Origin of the sequence: Aeromonas sp. BIGb0405, from assembly GCF_024807335.1 — a bacterium.
GTDB classification, from domain to species: Bacteria; Pseudomonadota; Gammaproteobacteria; order Enterobacterales; family Aeromonadaceae; genus Aeromonas; species Aeromonas rivuli.
Genome location: NZ_JANUEP010000005.1, coordinates 1 through 19,368 on the forward strand (window position 1 = coordinate 1; position 19,368 = coordinate 19,368).

The 19,368-nt window shown below is 61.0% G+C and carries 19 protein-coding genes; 10 read left to right on the forward strand and 9 right to left on the reverse strand.

Features of this window, described 5'->3' with window-relative positions:
• A partial coding sequence (locus M2366_RS12955; RefSeq protein ID WP_259269900.1) for a hypothetical protein occupies window positions 1-280 on the forward strand: 280 nt, incomplete at its 5' end.
• A 150-nt stretch (window positions 281-430) separates the two neighbouring features.
• On the opposite strand, the gene M2366_RS12960 is transcribed toward M2366_RS12955, so the two are convergent.
• The 3 genes from M2366_RS12960 to M2366_RS12970 form a co-directional block, all read right to left on the reverse strand.
• Complete coding sequence (locus M2366_RS12960; protein WP_259269901.1) at window positions 431-1,474, reverse strand: nitronate monooxygenase family protein; 1,044 nt, start codon at window positions 1,472-1,474, stop codon at window positions 431-433.
• Window positions 1,475-1,529: 55 nt separating this feature from the next.
• Window positions 1,530-1,790: a helix-hairpin-helix domain-containing protein gene (locus M2366_RS12965; protein ID WP_259237055.1), complete on the reverse strand. Its 261-nt coding sequence runs from the start codon at window positions 1,788-1,790 to the stop codon at window positions 1,530-1,532.
• 96 nt (window positions 1,791-1,886) lie between these two features.
• Window positions 1,887-2,534 carry a ribonuclease T2 family protein gene (locus tag M2366_RS12970; RefSeq protein ID WP_259269902.1) on the reverse strand — a complete coding sequence of 216 codons (648 nt, stop codon included), beginning with the start codon at window positions 2,532-2,534 and terminating at the stop codon, window positions 1,887-1,889.
• A gap of 247 nt (window positions 2,535-2,781) precedes the next feature.
• On the opposite strand from M2366_RS12970, the gene M2366_RS12975 reads away from it, so the two are divergent.
• Window positions 2,782-3,342 (forward strand): carbonate dehydratase, encoded by a 561-nt coding sequence (locus M2366_RS12975; RefSeq protein ID WP_042039636.1) that lies wholly within the window; start codon window positions 2,782-2,784, stop codon window positions 3,340-3,342.
• Window positions 3,343-3,424: 82 nt separating this feature from the next.
• Here M2366_RS12975 and M2366_RS12980 read toward each other — a convergent pair whose 3' ends face one another.
• Window positions 3,425-5,320, reverse strand: coding sequence for a PhoX family phosphatase (locus tag M2366_RS12980; RefSeq protein WP_259269903.1), 1,896 nt, complete (start codon window positions 5,318-5,320; stop codon window positions 3,425-3,427).
• Between the two features lie 198 nt (window positions 5,321-5,518).
• Here M2366_RS12980 and M2366_RS12985 point away from each other — a divergent pair, with 198 nt between their 5' ends.
• The 4 genes from M2366_RS12985 (at window position 5,519) to mauJ (ending at window position 9,768) form a co-directional block, all read left to right on the forward strand.
• Window positions 5,519-6,007: a hypothetical protein gene (locus M2366_RS12985; RefSeq protein WP_259269904.1), complete on the forward strand. Its 489-nt coding sequence runs from the start codon at window positions 5,519-5,521 to the stop codon at window positions 6,005-6,007.
• 218 nt (window positions 6,008-6,225) lie between these two features.
• Window positions 6,226-7,467: a DEAD/DEAH box helicase gene (locus tag M2366_RS12990; RefSeq protein WP_259269905.1), complete on the forward strand. Its 1,242-nt coding sequence runs from the start codon at window positions 6,226-6,228 to the stop codon at window positions 7,465-7,467.
• A gap of 36 nt (window positions 7,468-7,503) precedes the next feature.
• Window positions 7,504-7,959 (forward strand): GNAT family N-acetyltransferase, encoded by a 456-nt coding sequence (locus tag M2366_RS12995; RefSeq protein WP_259237050.1) that lies wholly within the window; start codon window positions 7,504-7,506, stop codon window positions 7,957-7,959.
• A 480-nt stretch (window positions 7,960-8,439) separates the two neighbouring features.
• Window positions 8,440-9,768, forward strand: coding sequence for a methylamine utilization protein MauJ (mauJ, locus tag M2366_RS13000; protein ID WP_259237049.1), 1,329 nt, complete (start codon window positions 8,440-8,442; stop codon window positions 9,766-9,768).
• 227 nt (window positions 9,769-9,995) lie between these two features.
• Here the strand turns inward: mauJ and M2366_RS13005 are convergent, their stop codons facing one another.
• The gene (locus M2366_RS13005; RefSeq protein ID WP_259270043.1) at window positions 9,996-11,699 is read right to left on the reverse strand and encodes an amidase; all 1,704 of its coding nucleotides are present in this window, start codon (window positions 11,697-11,699) and stop codon (window positions 9,996-9,998) included.
• Between the two features lie 139 nt (window positions 11,700-11,838).
• Complete coding sequence (aguA, locus tag M2366_RS13010) at window positions 11,839-12,936, reverse strand: agmatine deiminase (protein WP_259269906.1); 1,098 nt, start codon at window positions 12,934-12,936, stop codon at window positions 11,839-11,841.
• A 146-nt stretch (window positions 12,937-13,082) separates the two neighbouring features.
• Here aguA and M2366_RS13015 point away from each other — a divergent pair, with 146 nt between their 5' ends.
• Window positions 13,083-13,994 (forward strand): LysR family transcriptional regulator, encoded by a 912-nt coding sequence (locus tag M2366_RS13015; protein WP_259269907.1) that lies wholly within the window; start codon window positions 13,083-13,085, stop codon window positions 13,992-13,994.
• 500 nt (window positions 13,995-14,494) lie between these two features.
• Window positions 14,495-14,830 (forward strand): endonuclease domain-containing protein, encoded by a 336-nt coding sequence (locus M2366_RS13020; protein WP_259269908.1) that lies wholly within the window; start codon window positions 14,495-14,497, stop codon window positions 14,828-14,830.
• A 122-nt stretch (window positions 14,831-14,952) separates the two neighbouring features.
• On the opposite strand, the gene M2366_RS13025 is transcribed toward M2366_RS13020, so the two are convergent.
• The gene (locus M2366_RS13025) at window positions 14,953-15,519 is read right to left on the reverse strand and encodes a TetR/AcrR family transcriptional regulator (RefSeq protein WP_042040478.1); all 567 of its coding nucleotides are present in this window, start codon (window positions 15,517-15,519) and stop codon (window positions 14,953-14,955) included.
• Window positions 15,520-15,678: 159 nt separating this feature from the next.
• Between M2366_RS13025 and M2366_RS13030 the strand changes: the two genes are divergently transcribed.
• Window positions 15,679-16,716 carry an alkene reductase gene (locus M2366_RS13030; RefSeq protein ID WP_259269909.1) on the forward strand — a complete coding sequence of 346 codons (1,038 nt, stop codon included), beginning with the start codon at window positions 15,679-15,681 and terminating at the stop codon, window positions 16,714-16,716.
• Between the two features lie 242 nt (window positions 16,717-16,958).
• Window positions 16,959-17,870 carry a bifunctional helix-turn-helix transcriptional regulator/GNAT family N-acetyltransferase gene (locus M2366_RS13035; RefSeq protein ID WP_259269910.1) on the forward strand — a complete coding sequence of 304 codons (912 nt, stop codon included), beginning with the start codon at window positions 16,959-16,961 and terminating at the stop codon, window positions 17,868-17,870.
• Between the two features lie 85 nt (window positions 17,871-17,955).
• On the opposite strand, the gene M2366_RS13040 is transcribed toward M2366_RS13035, so the two are convergent.
• Together M2366_RS13040 and M2366_RS13045 are read right to left on the reverse strand one after the other, a co-directional pair.
• Complete coding sequence (locus M2366_RS13040) at window positions 17,956-18,909, reverse strand: bile acid:sodium symporter family protein (protein ID WP_259269911.1); 954 nt, start codon at window positions 18,907-18,909, stop codon at window positions 17,956-17,958.
• Between the two features lie 113 nt (window positions 18,910-19,022).
• Entirely contained in the window at window positions 19,023-19,361 is a 339-nt protein-coding gene (locus tag M2366_RS13045) for a nuclear transport factor 2 family protein (protein ID WP_259269912.1), read from the reverse strand.
• Window positions 19,362-19,368 lie beyond the last annotated feature (7 nt).

The following is a 19,368-nucleotide window of genomic DNA, read 5'->3' on the forward strand; positions in this document are numbered from 1 at the left end:
GGTCACTTCACCAGACATTGAAAATCAAAAATTAATTTTGATGCTCGATGCTGTGAGTGCCCACACAGATTGCTTGATTCAAATTGTTAAAGAGCGTTGCAACGTTTCGTCGCTGCGGGAGTGGCATTCTACTCAACCGCCTTCTCGAGTCAAGCCTTATTTGGTAAGGCTTTTCCGAGGCACCGACCGGCTTGTTTGCGTTGCCGCTTGCCCTGTCGATGTGGCGCATTATAGAGAGATTGATCGCGCTGGCAAGGGGCCAACTGCAATAAAACTGTAAAAATCGGCACTTTATGAGTTATTCATAACCAACCACAGCTTTTATACAAACTTATCCACAGAAGAGGCACTTTCGGCCTATTTCCCCCCCTCCTTTCATCTATCCTGGCGCCGGTATCGTCCGGACTTGATGGCTGAAAGATGCGATGGCTTAGTCCCTGAAGGCAGCTGACAACTGCTGGACCAAGTCGGCGGCAGCCATCTCATAACAGCCCGTCATATTCTGGCCCGCCCAGAGCGGTGAGAAATCCCCCCGCTCCAGTTGCTCCGCTGCGGCGCGCAAGGGTGCCAGCGCGGAGCTGGCATGAGGAAAGGGTGGCGCCAGTTCACTGAGCGGTCCCAGCTCCCTCATCAGCCGATTGACGATTCCCCTCGCCGGACGCCCGCTGAACAAACGGGTCAGGGCCGTATGGGAGCCGCCATCCGAGCGCAAGGCCATTCGATGCAGGGGCGATGTGGTTGCCTCATGGCAACAGAGGAAGGCCGTCCCCAGTTGCACGCCACTTGCACCCAATGCCATGGCGGCGCGGATCCCCTTGGCATCGGCAATGCCCCCGGCCGCAATCACCGGTAAAGAGACCGCCTCGACTATCTGTGGCAACAGGCTGAAGGTGCCCTGCTGCAAGCTGAGATCTTCCGAGAGGAAGTGACCGCGATGGCCACCCGCCTCCAGCCCCTGAGCGATGATGGCGTCCACTCCCCTGGCCTCGAGCCAGCGCGCCTCGGCCACCGTCGTTGCACTCGCCAAGATCCGGCTCCCCTGTTCCTTGACGCGCGCCATCAGCCTTTCATCAGGCAGGCCAAAGTGAAAGCTCACCACAGGCGGGGCAAATTCGGCCAGGATCTCGGCTTGAGCCACGCCGAAGGGGGAGCGGCTGGCACTCCGGGTCACCACATCCGCTGCCAAGCCCAGCTCCTGATAGTAGGGCGCAAGCGCCTGACGCCAACGCGCTTGCTGCTGGGCATTGGCTGGCAACGGCTGATGACAGAAGAAGTTGACGTTATAAGGAGAGGTCGTAGCGGCACGGATCCTGGTCAACTCATCACGCAGCCCGGTTTCATCCAGCATGGCGGCAGGCAATGAACCCAAGCCGCCCGCCTTGATGACGGCAATGGCCAAGGCGCTGCCTTGCACCCCGGCCATGGGAGCCTGGATAAGCGGAACGCGGATACCCAGCAGTTCAGTCAGCATCATGATCTCGCCTCAATCCCTTTCATGACTCCGGATGCCATCACGACGGTGCCTCTGTTCATATCCGATGAGCCTCCCGAATGCCAACCTCCTGCCTGGCCAACGCGATGGCACCTTCTATTGCTCCTCTGGCCTGAGGGCTGTTTTGCCAGCAGCTGGATCCCAGCATGCTGGCCACCAACTGGACTATCTCCTGACTGCTGGCCTGGGCCAGTTGCTCGAAGGAACAGAAGCCCAGCTGTTCCAGGCGTGACACCACTGTCGGCCCCACCCCCTTGATGGCAAGCAGTAACGCTCTGTCTCTGGTATCAAATCCCATGCTGACTCTCCTCTCTCTTCTCTTTATACAGGGCGCCTGATCGGGCCAGGCCGCCACAGGCTCCCCACCGCTGGTTCGCTCACTGACCCGGCGGGACTAGCGGACATTGCGCAGCAGAAAATCTGGCTGGGCACAGGAGCGGCGTTCTCGCCTCACCATCTCATCCGGGCAGGTCATGGACTCGGTACCCGCCTTGTTGACGCAGATATAGATCTCCCGCAGGAAGCGGCCACCATCGGCGCAGGCAAGGGTGATGGTATCCGGGGCCAGCCACTCATTGGCACTGGCCAAGTCCGCCTTGAGCTCGAAGTTACTCTTGCGCAGCGGTTGCGCTGGGGATTGGTAATCGGCGGGGATCTGCACCTTGTTGCGCAGATCCTCGGCTAGCTGGTGAAATGCCGGCTGGCTCAGCCCGGAGCAGGTGCCGTGCTTTTGCCACTCATGGCGATAGAGGAAACGGCTGGGGTAGAGGCCGGGGAAGTCGCGCTCCACATCCCCTGCGAGGCTTTCAGTGCTGCAATCGGAGGGATAGCCCTTCAGATACTGCGGCCAGAGACCGTGCAGCACGAAGCCAAGTTTGCGGCTGCACTGCTCCCGATCCGAGGGCTTGGCGGCGCAGTGCTCCGGTGACCAGGAGAGGGTCAGGGCATAGTAGTCAAAATCACCGCTGCGGCCCTTGGCCTGCACGGAGGCGGGCAAGGCGAGCAAGGTGATGAGGGCGAGCAGGCCCACTGTTCTTGTCATGGCATCTTCCTTATCGCCTCAACACTAGCCGTCACTGTCCGGCCATGGCGATGAGGCGGACTGGGCATGGATAGCGCGATAATCCCACAAACCGCCCAGATTGACAGCCATTTGAAGCCGCTTGTCCCGACAGGGTCAGACCAGTAAGGGGTTCCGCACCCGCGGCCGCGGGGGTAAGCTCGGGGACATGTGCGCGCCGTGCTGGCGCCGCGCCCCTCAACTTCCCATAGCCAAAACAGGATACGACATGATCCGCAAAAATCCCTCCGGCCACCTGCCGGTCATCGACGAATCGGCCTATATCGACAAAACCGCCATCATTTGCGGCAAGGTGATCATCAAGGAGAATGTCTTCGTCGGGCCCTACGCGGTGATCCGCGCCGACGAGGTTGATGAACACGGCGAGATGGAGCCCATCGTCATTGGCGCCAACTCCAATATTCAGGATGGGGTGGTGATCCACTCCAAGTCCGGCGCCGCCGTCACCATCGGCGAGTTCAGCTCCATCGCCCACAGATCCATCGTCCATGGCCCCTGCGTGGTGGGCAACAAGGTGTTCATCGGTTTCAATACGGTGCTCTTTAACTGCCACATCGGCGAGGGCTGTGTGGTGCGCCACAACTCGGTGGTCGATGGTTGCGATCTGCCCCCCGGCTTCTATGTCCCCTCCACCACCCGCATCAACCAGCAGAGCGATCTGGCCGAGATCCCGCGCGTCACCGTGGACGCCACCGAATTCTCCGAAGACGTGGCCCACACCAATATCGATCTGGTCAAAGGTTACAAGGCGCTCTCCAACGAATTCTGACGCCGCCCCCTTCATGACAAAAGCCGCCCGAGGGCGGCTTTCTCATTTCTGACGATGTCTCTGCTTATATAAGCATGCCGACTCAGGCCCCTATGATGCCGCCATCGTCGCGGGTGATGCGCAGCACGGCTGAGCGAGGGATATGCTTGCCGCCATCCGGGAAGTGGGAAGGGGCCAGCTCTTCACCCGGATGCTGCACCCCGACAAACAGGGTGCGCCAGTCCGGGCTGAAGGTGAGACCGGTTATCTCGCAGGCGATGGGGCCGGTCAGGAAGCGGCGTACCTCACCGCTCGCCGGATCCGCGCACAACATCTGGTTGTTGCCCATGCCCGCGAACTTCTGCTCGTTGGAGTAGTCGCCATCGGTCTGGATCCAGAGCCGTCCCGCCTCATCAAAACCGATCCCGTCCGGGCTGTTGAACATGTTGTCTGGATTGATATTGGCGCTGCCCGCCATCAGTCCCTCTTTGTTTACCTGGGGGTTGCCCGCCAGCAGGAAGAGATCCCACTCGAAGTGCTCGCTACTGTGATCGCCACCGGCCGGACGCCAGCGAATGATCTGACCATAGGGGTTCTCGGCACGGGGGTTGGCACCATCCAGCGGCTGATTATCCTTGAGGCCCCTGTTCTTGTTATTGGTCAGGGTGCAATAGGCCTCGGCACGATGGGGATGCACCGCCACCCACTCGGGTCTGTCCATGGTAGTGGCACCGAGCCGGGTCGCCGCCTCCCGGGCGAAGATGAGCACCTCCCCCTGATCGGCGAAGCCGTTCTCCTTGGTCAAACCATGCAGACCGTGCTCCAGGGGCAGCCACTGACCCGTGCCCTTGAGCTCCCCTTCCTTGGCATCGAAGCGCGCCACATAGAGGGTGCCTTCGTCGAGCAAGTCCCGGTTCGCCGCATCATTGCCCGGCGCCACCTTGTTCTTGGAGATGAAACGATAGATGTGCTCGCCCCGCTCGTCATCGCCCAGATAGACCACGGCGCGGCCATCCTGGTTGATGGTGAAGGCGGCATTTTCATGCTTGAAGCGGCCCAGGGCCGTGCGCTTCTTCGGGGTCGAGGCGGGATCCTTGGGGTCTATCTCCACCACCCAGCCAAAGCGGTTCGGCTCCTGGGGATGTTTGGCGAGATCGAAGCGCTCGTCAAACTTGTGCCAGCCAAAGCCCGCATCCTCGGCGGCCAATCCATAGCGGGCGGCCCGTTTGTCCAGATCTGGCTTGCCCTCACTGCCGAAGTAGCCGTTGAAGTTCTCCTCGCAGGTGAGGTAGGTGCCCCATGGAGTCTGGCCGTTTGAGCAGTTGTTGAAGGTGCCGAGGGCGGTGCGCCCTTCGGGATCGGCCTGGGTCTTGAGCAGGGCATGACCCGCCGCCGGGCCGCTCAGGGTCATGGGGGTATTGGCGGTGATACGACGATTGAGCGCGCCCTTGGGATTGACTTGCCACTTGCCGTCGGTCTGAACCAGCTCGACCAGGGAGACGCCATGGGCCGCCTGGGCCTTGGCCACACCGGCAGCACTGAGCTGCTTGCCGCCATCCCTGAACAGGTATTCGTAGTTGGTGTATTCGTTGTTGACCACCAGCAGGGCGCGATCCCGGCCAAGCAGGAAGAAACTCATGCCGTCATTGTTGTCACCAAACTGACGGGCCTGGGCCTTGGCATCATTGTCCTGGCTAAAGGCGGGCGCATCGGCGAACAGCGCATCTCCCCAGGCGATCAGCACCTCGGCCTTGTAGCCGGGCGGCACCACCACGGTATCTGCCACCGAGGCGGGCACGGCCTGGAAGCCGAGCAAGGGTTGGGTCGCGGCCGCCACGGCGCGGGCAACGGGACTGGCGGCAAAGAAAGCCACCATGCTGGCGGTGCCAACGCCCTTGATAAAGCCCCTGCGGCTCAGCCCCGCCTCGATCAATCGACTGAATTCGGGCTCTTGTTCACGGGGGTGGTTGGCGCTATCAATCTCGTCAAAACGGCTCATCTGCTCTTTCCTTGTTATCTGCTCTTACGTCATTGTCCACTCACTGCGTCCGGCCAAAGGATGGCGACGTTTTATTAAACAATGATGACAAAGAGCGCCAATCTTGTCCGGCCAGCGCCACCGCCCCCTAGGCAGCCTTCACAACTTGTGCCTCAATAGGGGTGGATTGATAAGCCCCACCATCAGGGAGAGTGCAACATGGATGAGTCACAGAAAGAGCAGGCTGGTGCAGGGGAAGGAGATCTCTGCCTGCTGACCATAGGCGAACACGAGAGCTGGCTGGTGCAGGGACGGCAGGAACCCCTGCGCCTTGCCATGGGATATCGAGCCCTGGTGCCCGGCCAGACCCTGGGCCAGTTTCACCGCGAGCCGCCCAGCCCCCTCGAACTGGAGCAGGCCATCGCCTGGGTGGAGGATATCGTCATGCCGCTGGCCACCGACCTGGCCCCCTGCTCGGCCTTGCGGCTCGGTCCAAGCCCCCTCACCCCACTTTTTGGCCCCGTCACGCTGCCCCTGGCCCGCATCGAGCAGAGTTTTGCTCAGCTCGCCGCCATGGCAGAGAGGGATCCCCTGGCAGCCAGAGACTTGCCTGCCGGAAGGGAGTTTGCCGCCACCTTGCTTATCTTGCGCGAGTTCATGCACCACCTCGGCTTTATCGAGGTGAGCCTGCTCGCGGCTCAGCCGTGATGACAGGCCCTGTTTTCGCCTCAAACCTGCAGCGACCATGACAATCCAGGGCTGCGAACGGGAGCAGCCCGCCCCCTCGCTATCAGGAGAAGCACGGAGCGATCAACCGGGCATCCCTTCAACCGTCTTCTGCCAGGGGCACCGCTTCTGCTACCATCCCGGCCACGATCACTGTTCCCGTCACGGCCCTGGCCGCGATAACCCCACACTGGTGCCCTATGTCCATTGCCTCCTTTGCCGAACTGGCCCTCTCCCCCCGCCTGCAGCAGACCTTGCGCGAGCTCGGTTATGTCTCGCCGACCCCCATTCAGGCCAGCGCCATTCCCGTCATTCTGGCGGGGCGAGATCTGATGGCGGGGGCCCAGACCGGCACCGGCAAGACCGCCGCCTTCGTGCTGCCGCTGCTGGAGCAGCTGATGCAGCAGCCGCAAGCTGGCTCCTCCCGTCCCATCCGCGCCCTGGTGCTGGTGCCGACCCGCGAGCTGGCGGTGCAGGTGCACGAGAGCGTGCTGCGCTATGGCCAGAGCACAGGTCTCACCAGCGCCCTGGTCTACGGCGGTGTCAGCATTGCGGCCCAGGTGGAGGCGCTAAAGAACGGGGTGGATCTGCTGATCGCCACCCCGGGCAGGCTGCTCGATCATCTGCGCCAGGGGGCCCTGAGCCTGTCCCGGCTCGGTCATCTGGTGTTCGACGAGGCGGACAGGATGCTCGACATGGGCTTTATGGACGAGATCAAGGCGCTGCTAAAGCAGATCCCCGCCGATCGCCAGACCCTGCTGTTCTCCGCCACCTGCGATGACAACCTGTTTGCCCTGAGCCGTGTGCTGCTGCGCGACCCCGAGTTGATCGAGGTGGCGCCGCGCAACACCACGGCGGCGGAGGTGGAGCAGCGGATCTATGCGGTGGACGGCGATCGCAAGCTGGCACTGGTGGAGCACCTGCTCAAGGTGAAGGGCTGGGCGCCGGCGCTGATCTTCAGCCGCACCCGCCAAGGGGCGGACCAGCTGGCCCAGCGGCTCGGCAAGGCCGGCATCAACGCCCTCGCCTTCCATGGGGATCTCTCCCAGGGGGCGCGGGAGAAGGTGTTGCAGGAGTTCAAGGCCGGCAGCCTGCAGGCCCTGGTCGCCACCGATGTGGCCGCCCGCGGGCTGGATATCAGCGATCTCAACTATGTGATCAACCTGGAGTTTCCCCATCAGCCGGAGGATTACGTGCACCGCATCGGGCGCACCGGCCGCGCCGGCAACAAGGGGCTCGCCATCACCTTGTTCAGCCCGGAGGATGCGCCGCTCTTGGAGAAAGTCGAAGCCGTGCTCGACACCCGCTTGCCCCAGCAGTGGTTCCCGGGTTTTGAGCCCGATCTCACCCGCTTCGACCCAGAGCCCCGTCGCAGCGGCAAGGCCGCCCAGAAGCAGAAGGCCAGAAAGCAGGCGCTCGCGGGTGGCAAGGGTAAACGTTGAGCCCCCTTAACCAGACACTATGCGCCTTGGAGAGATATGACACCCCCACATGAAATGGCACTGATCCATTGCGAACAAGACTCGCCCTATTTGGCGCGGCTGGAACAGCTGTTCCAATCGGCGTGGCCAGACTTTCTGTTTTGCGATACCTACACCGACAGTGCGAACCTGCCGCCGGTGCTGGTTGCCGTCATGAATGAGGTGGTGATGGGAGGGTTGGCTTACTCTCGCTTCAAGGAGCCCCATCGCAGCGGTGAAGTCATCTGGATCAATGCCGTGTTTGTCAGTGCAGAATACCGGGGTAAAGGCCTTGCCAGCCGACTCATCAATGCCGGTGTGTCACAGGCATTGGCATCGTCACAAGACTATCTCTATGCCTATACGAATGTCCCGGCACTGTATCAATCCTTGGGTTGGTCTGAGGTTGATATTGAAAGTGAGCCAGATCATAAGGTCATGGGCATTTCACTCAAGCCCCGGCTACCCGAATAAAAAGCGTCGAGGAAAACAGCCAGGATCCGCTAGGGAACAGGTGCAACTCCCTGTGTTTATCTGCCCCAAAACGGCGGCGCAATCTTGGGTGAGCTGCACTTCCGCCGCCCGCACGCTACCGCCCCAGAAGCTAGCTACCAGTATCAAGGCCCCGGCCAACCCGTATTTGATCCACGATTTCATCGTCTTGCTCCCCTCTCACCGGCCCCTCGCCACCCCTGTGGCAAGCGGGCCCTTTTATCAGTGGGCAGAAGATAGGGGGGATTTGTGAGGAAAAAATGAGGTTGTGTGAAGCCAAGGTGAAGTCTGGGGAAATCGCGGCTGAAATTGCAGTTGGCAAAATAATATTGAACATCCAACAGATCAGAGCATATTAAAAATCCCTTACTTTCATCATCTTTGGCTCATTACCTCGCTGGAAAGCAGTCTTGTAGGACTGGCGAATATCTATCTGCACAAAATCATCTTGAGGCTAATCATATGCTGGCGACACAAGACCCTTTCGAAGAAGCGGAGAAGCTGCAACAGCGACGTGGGCATTGGATAACAGCAGGAGTGGAAACGAGGGTCTTTTGGCCCAAGCGATCACAAACGCTATCCTTCGAGGGCATACAGTTCTTGCTGCAACCTGCTGAACGTGGCGAGCACGGGGAAATTCTGCCCGCTATAGCGCTTCATACCGATGGCTTAGGCCTGACCGACCACCAGTGCAAAGCGGTAATCATGCGGCTCGCAACCGCCATAGCATGGCGTGAAGGTCAAAAAGTAGAACTTGTCATGTGGGGAGGCGGGAGCTCACCTTTCCGGTTAGGTATGTCACGGAATAATACTATTTCGAACTATTTTTCGGCTGACAACCTATGCGCTCCAAGCAGTAATGAAGCGCGCAAAGCCCTGGCTTATTACCGAGAAGGCATGTCCATCGATAACCCCTTTTACTCATTTCTTGGGTTCTATAAGGCCTTCAGTCGGTCACTGCCTAATGGGAAGGAGAGAGGGCCTTGGATCACGGCAAAACTACCTCAACTAACCGACAGGGCAGCCATCGAACGAAGGGATGAGCTGATTCAATCAGGCGAGGATATTTCGACCTATGTAGCCAACCAAGGTCGCCATGCGATCGCTCACGCCGAACGGGATGACATTGTTGACCCTGACGACCCAGCAGACCATCAGCGCATCATTCAGGACCTTCCTCTCATGCGCCATTTGGCTGAAATTGCCATGGAAGAGCGCCTTGAGGTTCCTCAGCCAGACACTTACTGGAGAGACCATCTCTATGAGCTCGCAGGTTTCAGGGAGCTTTTCAACAAAATCGAACTAGAAACACTTCGCCGCGGAGAGATGGCACCAGATGAAAATTACAAATGTCCGGATCTCTATTTCGTCCTCGCCCGTAAGCAAGGTAAATGCTCTCCGTTGGGGAAAATGAAAATCTCCGGGGGCGGGTTAATCGAAGGGGGCCTAGTTATTGATCTCGAAAGTGGGAGCCAGAACTTCTTGGTTCGAATTACGCTCGATTTCGCCAACGAACGCTTACTGTTTGATCCATTACGGGATGTGCGCTGCCGCCAAGATAGAAGCAGCCGTGCTTCAGTTCGGGAAGAGCTAGCACTCAGGGAGTTTCTCTGGTGCATGTACTGCAATGGTCGAATAGAAGTGTGGGATGAAACGGGGGAACGACGAATGGCAATGTCGCAACCTTGCATCCTTACGAATATGGAGCTGAGCCCAGCAAGTCATCAGCAGCATGTAGACGAACTGACCACGTTACTTGATCAATTCCCGTCTGACGAATCAGTTATATGATCCTTAAAGCACGAAGTCCCCAATGTGGCTTATCCTGCGATACTCTGCGTTATGTTATGTGGGCTCAGGTGCATCTGTAAATATTTGCCCATTCTTCGCGTAAGAACGCACAAGAAAAAATAGCGCCCAAAAGCGTATTGCCAGTCAGTTAAGCCTGACTGGCAAGAGACATCACGCCTCCCTCTCGCTTTGCCCCTGATACCTCGCGGACAGGGCGCTACAACAATCTACCCCAACGGCGGCGTACGCGGCGGCACCCGGCGCTTGCTGCCGGTGGACTCGAAGGCCGAGGCGACGCGCAGCAGGTTGTTGTCGTCATAAGCGCGACCGGCGAAGGTCAGCCCCACCGGCATACCGATATCGGCCATGATGCCCATGGGAACGGTGACGGTCGGCACGCCGAGATGGCGAATGGCGAGGTTGCCGTTGGCGACCCAGATGCCGTTGCTCCAGGCGATATCGGCGGAGGCCGGATTCACGTCCGCATCGGCGGGGCCGACGTCGGCGACGGTCGGGAACAACACGGCATCGAGCTTGAGCCTGTCCATCCACTCTTCCAAGTCCAGCTTGCGGGTCTGCTCCAGGCCGCGCAGGCCGTCCGGCACAGAGGCTATCTCGTCCCAGGATTTCAGGCCGCGCTTGGCCATCTTGACGTACTCGTCCATGCCCGCCGCCAGATCCCCCTCGCGGTTCGGCAATGTGCCCGGATCGTGGGGGAAGATCTTGGGGCCATCCACGTCGGCCAATTTGCTCAGCTTGGGATCGCCGTTGGCACGCAGGAAGTCGTCGAAGGCCCAGCCGGACAGCTCCCACAGCTCGTCATTGAGGAACTCTGGCGAGACGATGCCGCGATTGAACACGGTCGGTGCGCCGGGCCTGTCCCCTTCACAGTTGGAGACCAGCGGAAAGTCCACTTCAACAACGATGGCGCCAGCGGCTTCCAGCGCCTGACGGGCCTCTTCCCAGAGGGCAATCACGGATTCGCGGGTATGGATGCGCTGGCCGGTCGGGCCGCCGATGCCGGGGTTGTCGCTGGTGCCGGCCAGCTCATCCTTGTTGATAAACATGCGCGGCACCCCGAGGCGCTTGCCCTTGAGGGCATCGGGCTTGGCAGCCAGCTCCAGGTAGGAAGCCGGACGCACTTCCGAGGCCTTGGGGATCTTGACCCAGGGCTGCATGCGCCAGAGATCCCCACGGGTATCGGCATCGTCGGCGACCACCACATCCAGCACTTCCAAAAGGTCTGCCATGGTGCGGGCGTAGGGCACGACGACGTCCATGGTCGGGGTCAGGGGCCAGTTGCCACGCACCGAGATGACGCCACGTGATGGTGTGTAGGCACAGAGGCCGTTGTTGGAGGCAGGGCCACGGCCGCTCGACCAGGTCTCTTCGGCGAGACCGAAGGCGGCGAAGCTGGCGGCGGTGGCGGTGCCGGCACCGTTGGAGGAGCCGGAGGCAAAGGGCGCGGTCAGGTAGTCGGCGTTGTAGGGGCTCTCGGCACGGCCGTAGACGCCGCGCTGCATGCCGCCATTGGCCATGGGCGGCATATTGGTCTTGCCCAGGCAGATGGCACCGGCGGCGCGCAGGCGCTCCACGGTAAAGGCATCGCGCTGGGCCACCAGATCCTTGAAGGCAGGGCTGCCGGAGGCGGCGGTCAACCCCTTGACCAGATAGCTGTCCTTGGCGGTGTAGGGGATGCCGTCGAGCGGCCCCAGGGTTTCGCCACGGGCGCGGCGGGCATCGGAGGCTTTCGCCTCTTTCAGGGCATCGGGATTGGGCACCACGACGGCATTGAGGCGGGTTTGTGTCTCGGGGCCATCATAGGCGGCGATCCGGGCCAGATAGGCCTTGACCAGTTCGACCGCGCTGGTGCGGCCCGATTCGAGCGCGGCACGCAGCTCGGCAATGGAAACCTCGGTGACATCTACCATTTTGGGGATCATGTTGATCTCCTGTAAAAGGGTGACTGTTTGTCATGATGATCGCCGCATCGGCACCTGCGACCATCACATTATCAAGAGATAAAACCCCACGGCGTGGGGTTTTGAATTTCTACACTCTTCGGCCAGATTACTGACCAGATGGGATCTGCTGAGTAATACAGTGAATATTGCCACCCCCCAGCAGGATTTCCCGGGCGGGCACGCCGACCACTTTATGCTCGGGGAAGATCTCTTCCAGAATGCGCTGGGCCTCGCCGTCGGTGGCGGCATCCAGCAGCGGGTAGACGATGCTGCCGTTGGTGATGAGGAAGTTCACATAGGAACCGGCCAGACGACCTTCGGCCTCGCGCGGCACACCGCTGCCGCTCTCGACACCGGCGGACTCCTCTTCGGTGCAGTAGAGCGGGCCCGGCTGGGGCAGCTTCCACACTTTCAGCTTGCGACCCTTGGCGTCGACCGCCGCTTCCAGAACCTTGAGGGCAGCCAGGGAGCGCTCGTATTGCGGATCTGTCTGGTCGTCGGTCCAGTGCAGGGCCACTTCACCCGGGCGCACGAAGCAGCAGATGTTGTCGATGTGGCCGTCGGTTTCATCCATATAGACGCCTTCGTCCAGCCAGATAAAGCTCTTCACCCCCAGATAGTCGCGAAGCAACGCTTCGATCTGATCCTTGCTCAGGTGCGGGTTGCGGTTCTCGTTGAGCAGGCACTCGGCCGTGGTCATGCAGGTGCCTTCGCCGTCCACGTGGATGGAGCCCCCTTCCAGAATGAGCGGCGCGTCATAGCGATCCATGCCGTGCTGCTCCAGCATCCGGGCTGCCACTTCCTCATCCTGATTCCAAGGCGCGTAGAGGCCGCCCTTGAGGCCGCCCCAGGCGTTGAAGCCCCAATCCACGCCACGGCACTCGCCTGCGCGGTTGGTGACCACGGTCGGGCCGCTGTCGCGGGCCCAGCAGTCATCGCTGTTCATCTCCACCAGGGTGACGTGGGCGGGCATGATGGCGCGGGCCTGCTCCATGAACTGGGCGGGGACCCCCATAAAGACCGGGGTGGCCTGACCTATGGCATCCGCCACCTTGGCGAAGGTGGCCTGCGCGAAGCGACCGGCCTCCCGCCAGTTGTCCGGGCGGAACGGCCAGATCATCCAGACGGCCTGCTGGTGCGCCCACTCGGCGGGCATGGTGAAGCCGTCGGCGGCCGGAATGGAGTTGATGGTCTTGATGCTCATCGCAAGGCTCCTTGCATGGATTGAGGCCCCCACCTTGACCTGGGAACCCTGGAAAAATAAGAGTGGGTCGCAGTGTAAGAAGTTGCGTGCCCATCCATCAAATGAATAGGATGGATTGTCCCATAAACACGGCGAATAATCCCTCCATGAAACTGCACCAGCTCGACCTCAATCTGCTGCTCGCCCTTGACGCCCTGATGACGCAAGGCAGCGTGACCCGCGCCGCCGAGTCGCTCTTTATCAGCCAGCCCGCCATGAGCCACGCCCTCAATCGCCTGCGGGCCTTCTTTGACGATCCGCTGCTGGTGCGCACGCCTCAGGGGATGCTGCCGACGCCCCGGGCCCAGCGGCTGCATCTGGGGGTGCAGCAGGTGCTGCGGCTGCTGGAGCAGCAGCTCTGGGAAGAGGAGCTGTTCGAGCCGCGCCAGTCGAAGCGCCGCTTCGTGCTCTGCACCACGGATTACGTGGAGTGCGTGCTGATCCCGCCCCTCATCCAGCGCCTCAAAAAGCTCGCGCCCGGGGTCACCATAGAGATCCGCATACTGCGCGACACCCTGCCGGAGGCGGAGCTGGCGAGCGGCGAGATCGATCTGGTGCTGGGGTTTGACGAGTACATGCAGGTGCCGGGCTATCTGGGCAAGGAGACCTGGCTCACCGAGCCCCTGGCCGGGCTGGTGCGCGCCACCCTGGAGCTGGAGGAGGAGCGCATCACCCTCGCGCAGCTGATTGATATGCCCCACGTGTTCCACTCGCCGCTCGGCACCTCGGAGGCAAGTCTGGACCGATTCCTGAAAACCCTGGGCTTTAGCCGCACCATCTCGGTCAACAGCCAGAGCTATATGTCCGCCGCCGCCATCGTCAGCCAGAGCGATCACCTCTTGGTGCTGCCGAGCATGGTGGCCGAGCTGCTCGCCAACCACTGGCCGCTGAAAAGCCTGCCCCTGCCGGCGGACGTGCCGGATTACCACCTCAACTGCGTCTGGCACCCGGTGCATGCGCAACAACCGGCCTTGATCTGGTTGAAGGACCTGATGAAGGAACTGGTGAGCCCGGTGTAAGCCCGCTGCGTCTGGCACGCTCTCAGCGGCATGCCCAGCAACCGGCCTTGATCTGGTTGAAAGACTTGATGAAGGAACTGGTGAGCCCGGTGTAAGCCCGCTGCGTCTGGCACGCTCTCAGCGGCACGCCCAGCAACCGGCCTTGATCTGGTTGAAGGCGTTGATGAAGGAGCTGGTGAGTCCTGACTGATCCCCCTCATCCCCAGCCCTTCTCCCGCGAGGGGAGAAGGGAGCAGATCGGCGTTAAATAGAAAGAATCGGGACAGCAGACACGCCAAAGCGACAAAGCGACAAAGCGACAAAGCGACAAAGACCCAAAATGCCAAGGCTTCAATGTTTTGGCACTATGAGGCCCTTTGTGATCTTCACTTTCAAGGATTCCCCGATCGGTTCCCTCTCCCTCTGGGAGAGGGCCAGGGTGAGGGCTGCTATGACCAGCGGGTGAGCAGACTGGCGGATGGCTATACCTATATAGGTTCAAACAGCACCGCAGGTTCGTGATGAAGACCCATCCTTTCGCCAAACACCTACGTACCGAAGCGACCCTGGCCGAACAGAGGCTCTGGTTCCAGCTTCGCAATCGCCGGTTTGAGGGGCTCAAGTTCCGCCGCCAGTTCCCTGTCGGGCCCTACATAGTGGACTTCATCTGCCTGGAACAGCGGCTGGTGATCGAGGTCGATGGCTCGCAGCATAATCAGCCGGAGGGTCAACAACAGGATGAGGCCAGAACGGCCTATCTCAATGGCGAAGGGTTTCGGGTGATCAGGGTGTGGAATAACGAGGTCCTGGGGCGGATGGATGGGGTGCTGGCGTTTATCAGATTGTCATTGCCGTGACTAGATTCCCCCCCTCATCCCCAGCCCTTCTCCCGAGGGGGGAGAAGGGCTGGGGATGAGGGGGTCATTCTCAGAAACAACAGTGGCTCCCGCGGGAGCCACTGTTGTTTCCCTCTCCCTTGTCAGGCGCGCAGGGAGGCCATGATCTGGCTGACCACATCGCCGAGCAGCTCGGGCTCGGGACGACACTGACCGACGGTGACCAGACCCTGGATGCTGACCAGCAGGAAAGCGGTCAGGGTGGGGGTGGCGACCTCAGCGCCAAGCTGCCCCTTCCCTCTGGCTTGTTCGAGCACGACCGCCAAGTCCTCCTCCAACTCGCCATAGTTCGCCTTGAGGCGCAGACGCAGCTCCTCATCCTGTTCGGCAAGCTCCACCAGGGTGCGGGTGATCAGGCAGCAACCATCCAGAGTATCGCTCACCACCTGCCGCAAAAAACCCTCGATGGCCGCCAGTGGCTCACCCTGTGCAAACCGGGCTCGACGACAGGCCCGCTTGCTCTCGATGTAGTGATCCACCGCCGCCAGCAACAGGCCGCGCTTGTTGCCAAAGGCCGCGTAGAGACTGCCAGGGTGCAGACCGGTCGCCGCCACCAGATCCTGCATGGTGGTCTTGGCATACCCCTTGGATCGAAATGCTTCCATGGCATTTTGCAAGACGGTTTCGCGGTTGAACTCGGCGCTGCGCATCGGGGATCCTGTGGCTAGGGGTTGATATGGCGGCAAGTCTACCCCAGGGGCAGGGTCGGGCCAACTTATCTTGAATGCACATTCAAAAAAGACTTGCACACAAAGCAAAAAACATCTTGAATGCACGTTCAAGAATCATCTTCCCCAGGACACATCGCCATGGATACTCTGTTTCAGCCTTATCGCCTCAATGCCAGCCTGACCCTGGCCAACCGTTTCATGATGGCGCCGCTGACCCGCTGCATGGCTGGTCCCGGCCTGGTGCCAACCGAACAGATGGCTGCCTATTATGGCCGCCGCGCCGACATCGGCCTCATCATCTCCGAAGCGACCATCATTCGCCCGGACGGTCAGGGCTATCCGGACACCCCCGGCCTCTACAGCCCTGAGCAGATCGAAGGCTGGAAGAAGGTGACCGATGCCGTACACGCCAAGGGCGGCAAGATCTTCGCCCAGCTGTGGCACGTGGGCCGGGTCTCCCACTCCTTCTTCCACGGCCAGCAGCCGGTTGCCCCGTCCGCCATCGGTCTGGAAGGCACCCTGCCGCGCATGCGCGAACTGAGCTATCCGGTGCCGCGCGCCCTGACCGTGGATGAGATTGTCGAGCTGACCGAGCAGTACGCCCAGGCCGCTGCCAACGCCATGGCAGCCGGTTTCGACGGGGTCGAGATCCACGGCGCCAACGGCTACCTCATCGATCAGTTCCTGCACCATGCCAGCAATCTGCGCGATGACCAATATGGTCAGACCCCGGAGAATATGAGCCGCTTCGCCCTGGAGGTCGTGGATGCAGTCAATGCCCGCATCGGCGGCGATCGGGTTGGCCTGCGCCTCTCCCCCGGTGCCTATGCCCACATGGAGGGCGATGCCCGGGATCGCGCCGTCTTCGATTACCTGCTCGGCGAGCTGAATCAGCGCACTCTGGCCTATCTGCATCTGGGCATCTTCGATGACAGCCTCACCTTCGACTACCTGGGTGGCCGCGCCTCCGATTACCTGCGCGAGCAGTACGATGGCCATCTGGTCGGGGTCGGCAACTACAGCGCAGAAACCGCTGCCGAAGCGATCAAGGCTGACCGCTTCGATCTTATCGCCATCGGTCGTCCGCTCATCGCCAATCCGGACTATCTGGCGCGGGTGAAAAAATCCGAGCCCCTGGTGCCCTACTCCGACACCATGCTGGCCGAGTTGGTCTAAACCCCGACATGAAGCCTGGACAGGGCCCTGTTCAGACCATGCCGTCCCCTCACTATTTTTTGACCAAGGATGGGATCCGCGCCCCGGCGCGGGTTTCCAATGTTTGGGCCCTCTCAGGGCCCTTTTTTTGCCCGCCTTTCCACCTCTGCTGGCGGCTCAGCCGAGCGCCCCAACAAAAAGGTTGTTGATAACAACCTGATGGTTATATTGGTTGTCATCCACAACCAAAAGGACAGACAGAGATGGATCCCCGCCCCCTGCGCGCCCTGTCGCGCGATCTGGTTCGTGAACTCGGCATGCTCTCCCAACAGTGCGGCTCCCTGGCCCTCAGCCCCCTCGAAGCCCATCTGCTGATCGAGCTGGAGAGCGGCCCTGCCACCAATCAGCAACTGGCCGATCGGCTGCGCATTGACAAGTCCAATGCCAGTCGCCCCCTTGCCCGGCTCGTCGAGCGGGAGCTGATCGCGTGGCAGGCCCATCCCTCGGACGGGCGCAGCAAGCAGGCGACCCTCACCGCCCATGGTGCAGCTCAACTGCACGATCTGCACCGACAGATGGACGAGGCCATGAGCGATACCCTGGCCCAGCTCGCCCCCGAGGAGAGCGAGCGGCTCTGGGAGGGGTTGCGGCTCTATCGCAGCGCCCTGTCCCGTGCCCGTCGCCAGCAGGGTTATCGCATTCGCTCCATCGCTCCAAAAGACAACGCCGCCATCGCCGCCGTGGTGCGCCGCGTCTCCGCCGAATATGGCCTCACCGCCGACAAGGGTTACGGCGTGGCCGATCCCGTACTCGACGAGCTGTTCGAAACCTACCACCGGGCCACGAGTCACTACTGGGTCATTGAAGGGCCGGACGGCACCATTCTTGGCGGCGGTGGCATAGCGCCGCTGGCGGGAGAGGAAGGGGTGTGCGAGTTGCAGAAGATGTACTTCCTGCCCGACTTGCGCGGGCTGGGATTGGGGCGACGACTGGTGTTGCAGGCGTTGGAGGAAGCCAGGCAACTCGGCTACCAGCACTGTTATCTGGAGACCACGGCCAGCCTGCGTGAGGCGACCGCACTCTATGAATCCCTCGGTTTCGAGCACTTGCCGGGGCCGCTCGGCAGCACAGGTCACGACGCCTGCGAGATCTGCATGGTGAAATACCTTGGCTAGACCAGCAGGCCAGTGCGGCCACAGATTGTACTAGACAAGCAATCACCCTGGCGTCCCGAGGGACGCCAGGGATGACGGGTCTCTCTTAGCTCTCTTTGATGGCCGCCTGGTCAGCTTCCCGAGTGACCGGGGTCAGGGGGCGTTTGGCCCAGAACCCGGCGAGCAGGGAGCCGGACAGGTTATGCCAGACCGAGAACAGGGTGCCCGCCACGGCGGACGCCGGGGTGAAGAACTTCATCGCCAGCGCGGTGGCCAGTCCGGAGTTTTGCAGGCCCACCTCGAAGGCGACGGTGCGGCAGATCCGCTCATCGAAGCCCAGCAGGCGGCTGACCCAATAGCCCGCGGTGATGCCGATGCCGTTATGCAGTATCACCGCCAGCGCCACTATGGGGCCTATGGTGGCGAACTGGCCGGCATTGAGAGCGACCACTATGGCGATGATCAGCACGATGGCCGCCATGGAGATGAGGGGCAGCACGGGTTCAAGCTTTTCGGTCAGCGCCTGCAGCCAGCTATTGAGCACGACCCCGATGACGACCGGCACCAGCACTATCTTGACCAGGCTCAGCAGCATATCCAGCACGGGGACATCGACGCTCTTGCCCGCCAGCAACTGTACCAGCAGCGGGGTGATGATGACCCCTAGCAAGGTGGAGAGCGCCGTCATGGTGATGGAGAGCGCCACGTCCCCCTTGGCGAGATAGCACATCACATTGGATGAGGTGCCGCCTGCGACACTGCCCACCAGCACCATGCCCACGGTCAGTTCGGCATCGAAACCGAGCAAGAGGCTGATCAACAGCGCCGCCAGCGGCATGACGCTGAACTGCAACACCAGTCCCAGCCCGATGGCTCTCTTGTTGTTTACGACATCGATAAAATTCTTGGGGCTGAGGGTCAGCCCCATGGCCAGCATGATGATGGTGAGCAACGGCACTATCTGCGTCTTGAGGTCAACGAACAACGCTGGCTGCCAATAAGCCAGCAGGGAAAACAGCAAGGCCCAGAGTGGGAACAGGTTGGTAATGCGTCCAAGCATGACGATCTCCTTATGGTGATTCGAACGCGGGCAAAAAAAGAGGACCCGCGAGGGCCTTCTCTTATATCAGCTTTACCAGCAGGAGACCCGCTCGCCGTGCCATCACAGACGCATCAGGACGGGAAATAAAACCAGGCGGTCTTGATGAGGCCGGCTTCTACCTCGAACACGGCCAGGCTCTCAAGCGGCTCGGGGGAGAGGCCATGGATCCTTTCATGATCACATACCTTGTTGCCCATCACAGTCCTCGACAGCAGCTCGGCCCGCAGGGCCGGATTGTTGAAGCGATGCTCGGCATAGAAAGCCCCCAGCGCCCCCTTGCCAACGGTGGAGGGAGCCTCTGTCGGCATCCGGTACCCCTTGAACTCCTCGGCAAAGCAGGCGAGAAAGGCGGTGAGATCCCGAGCATTGTAGGCTTGAAATTGTGCCTCTACGGGCAGTTCTGCGCACATCTGTCAC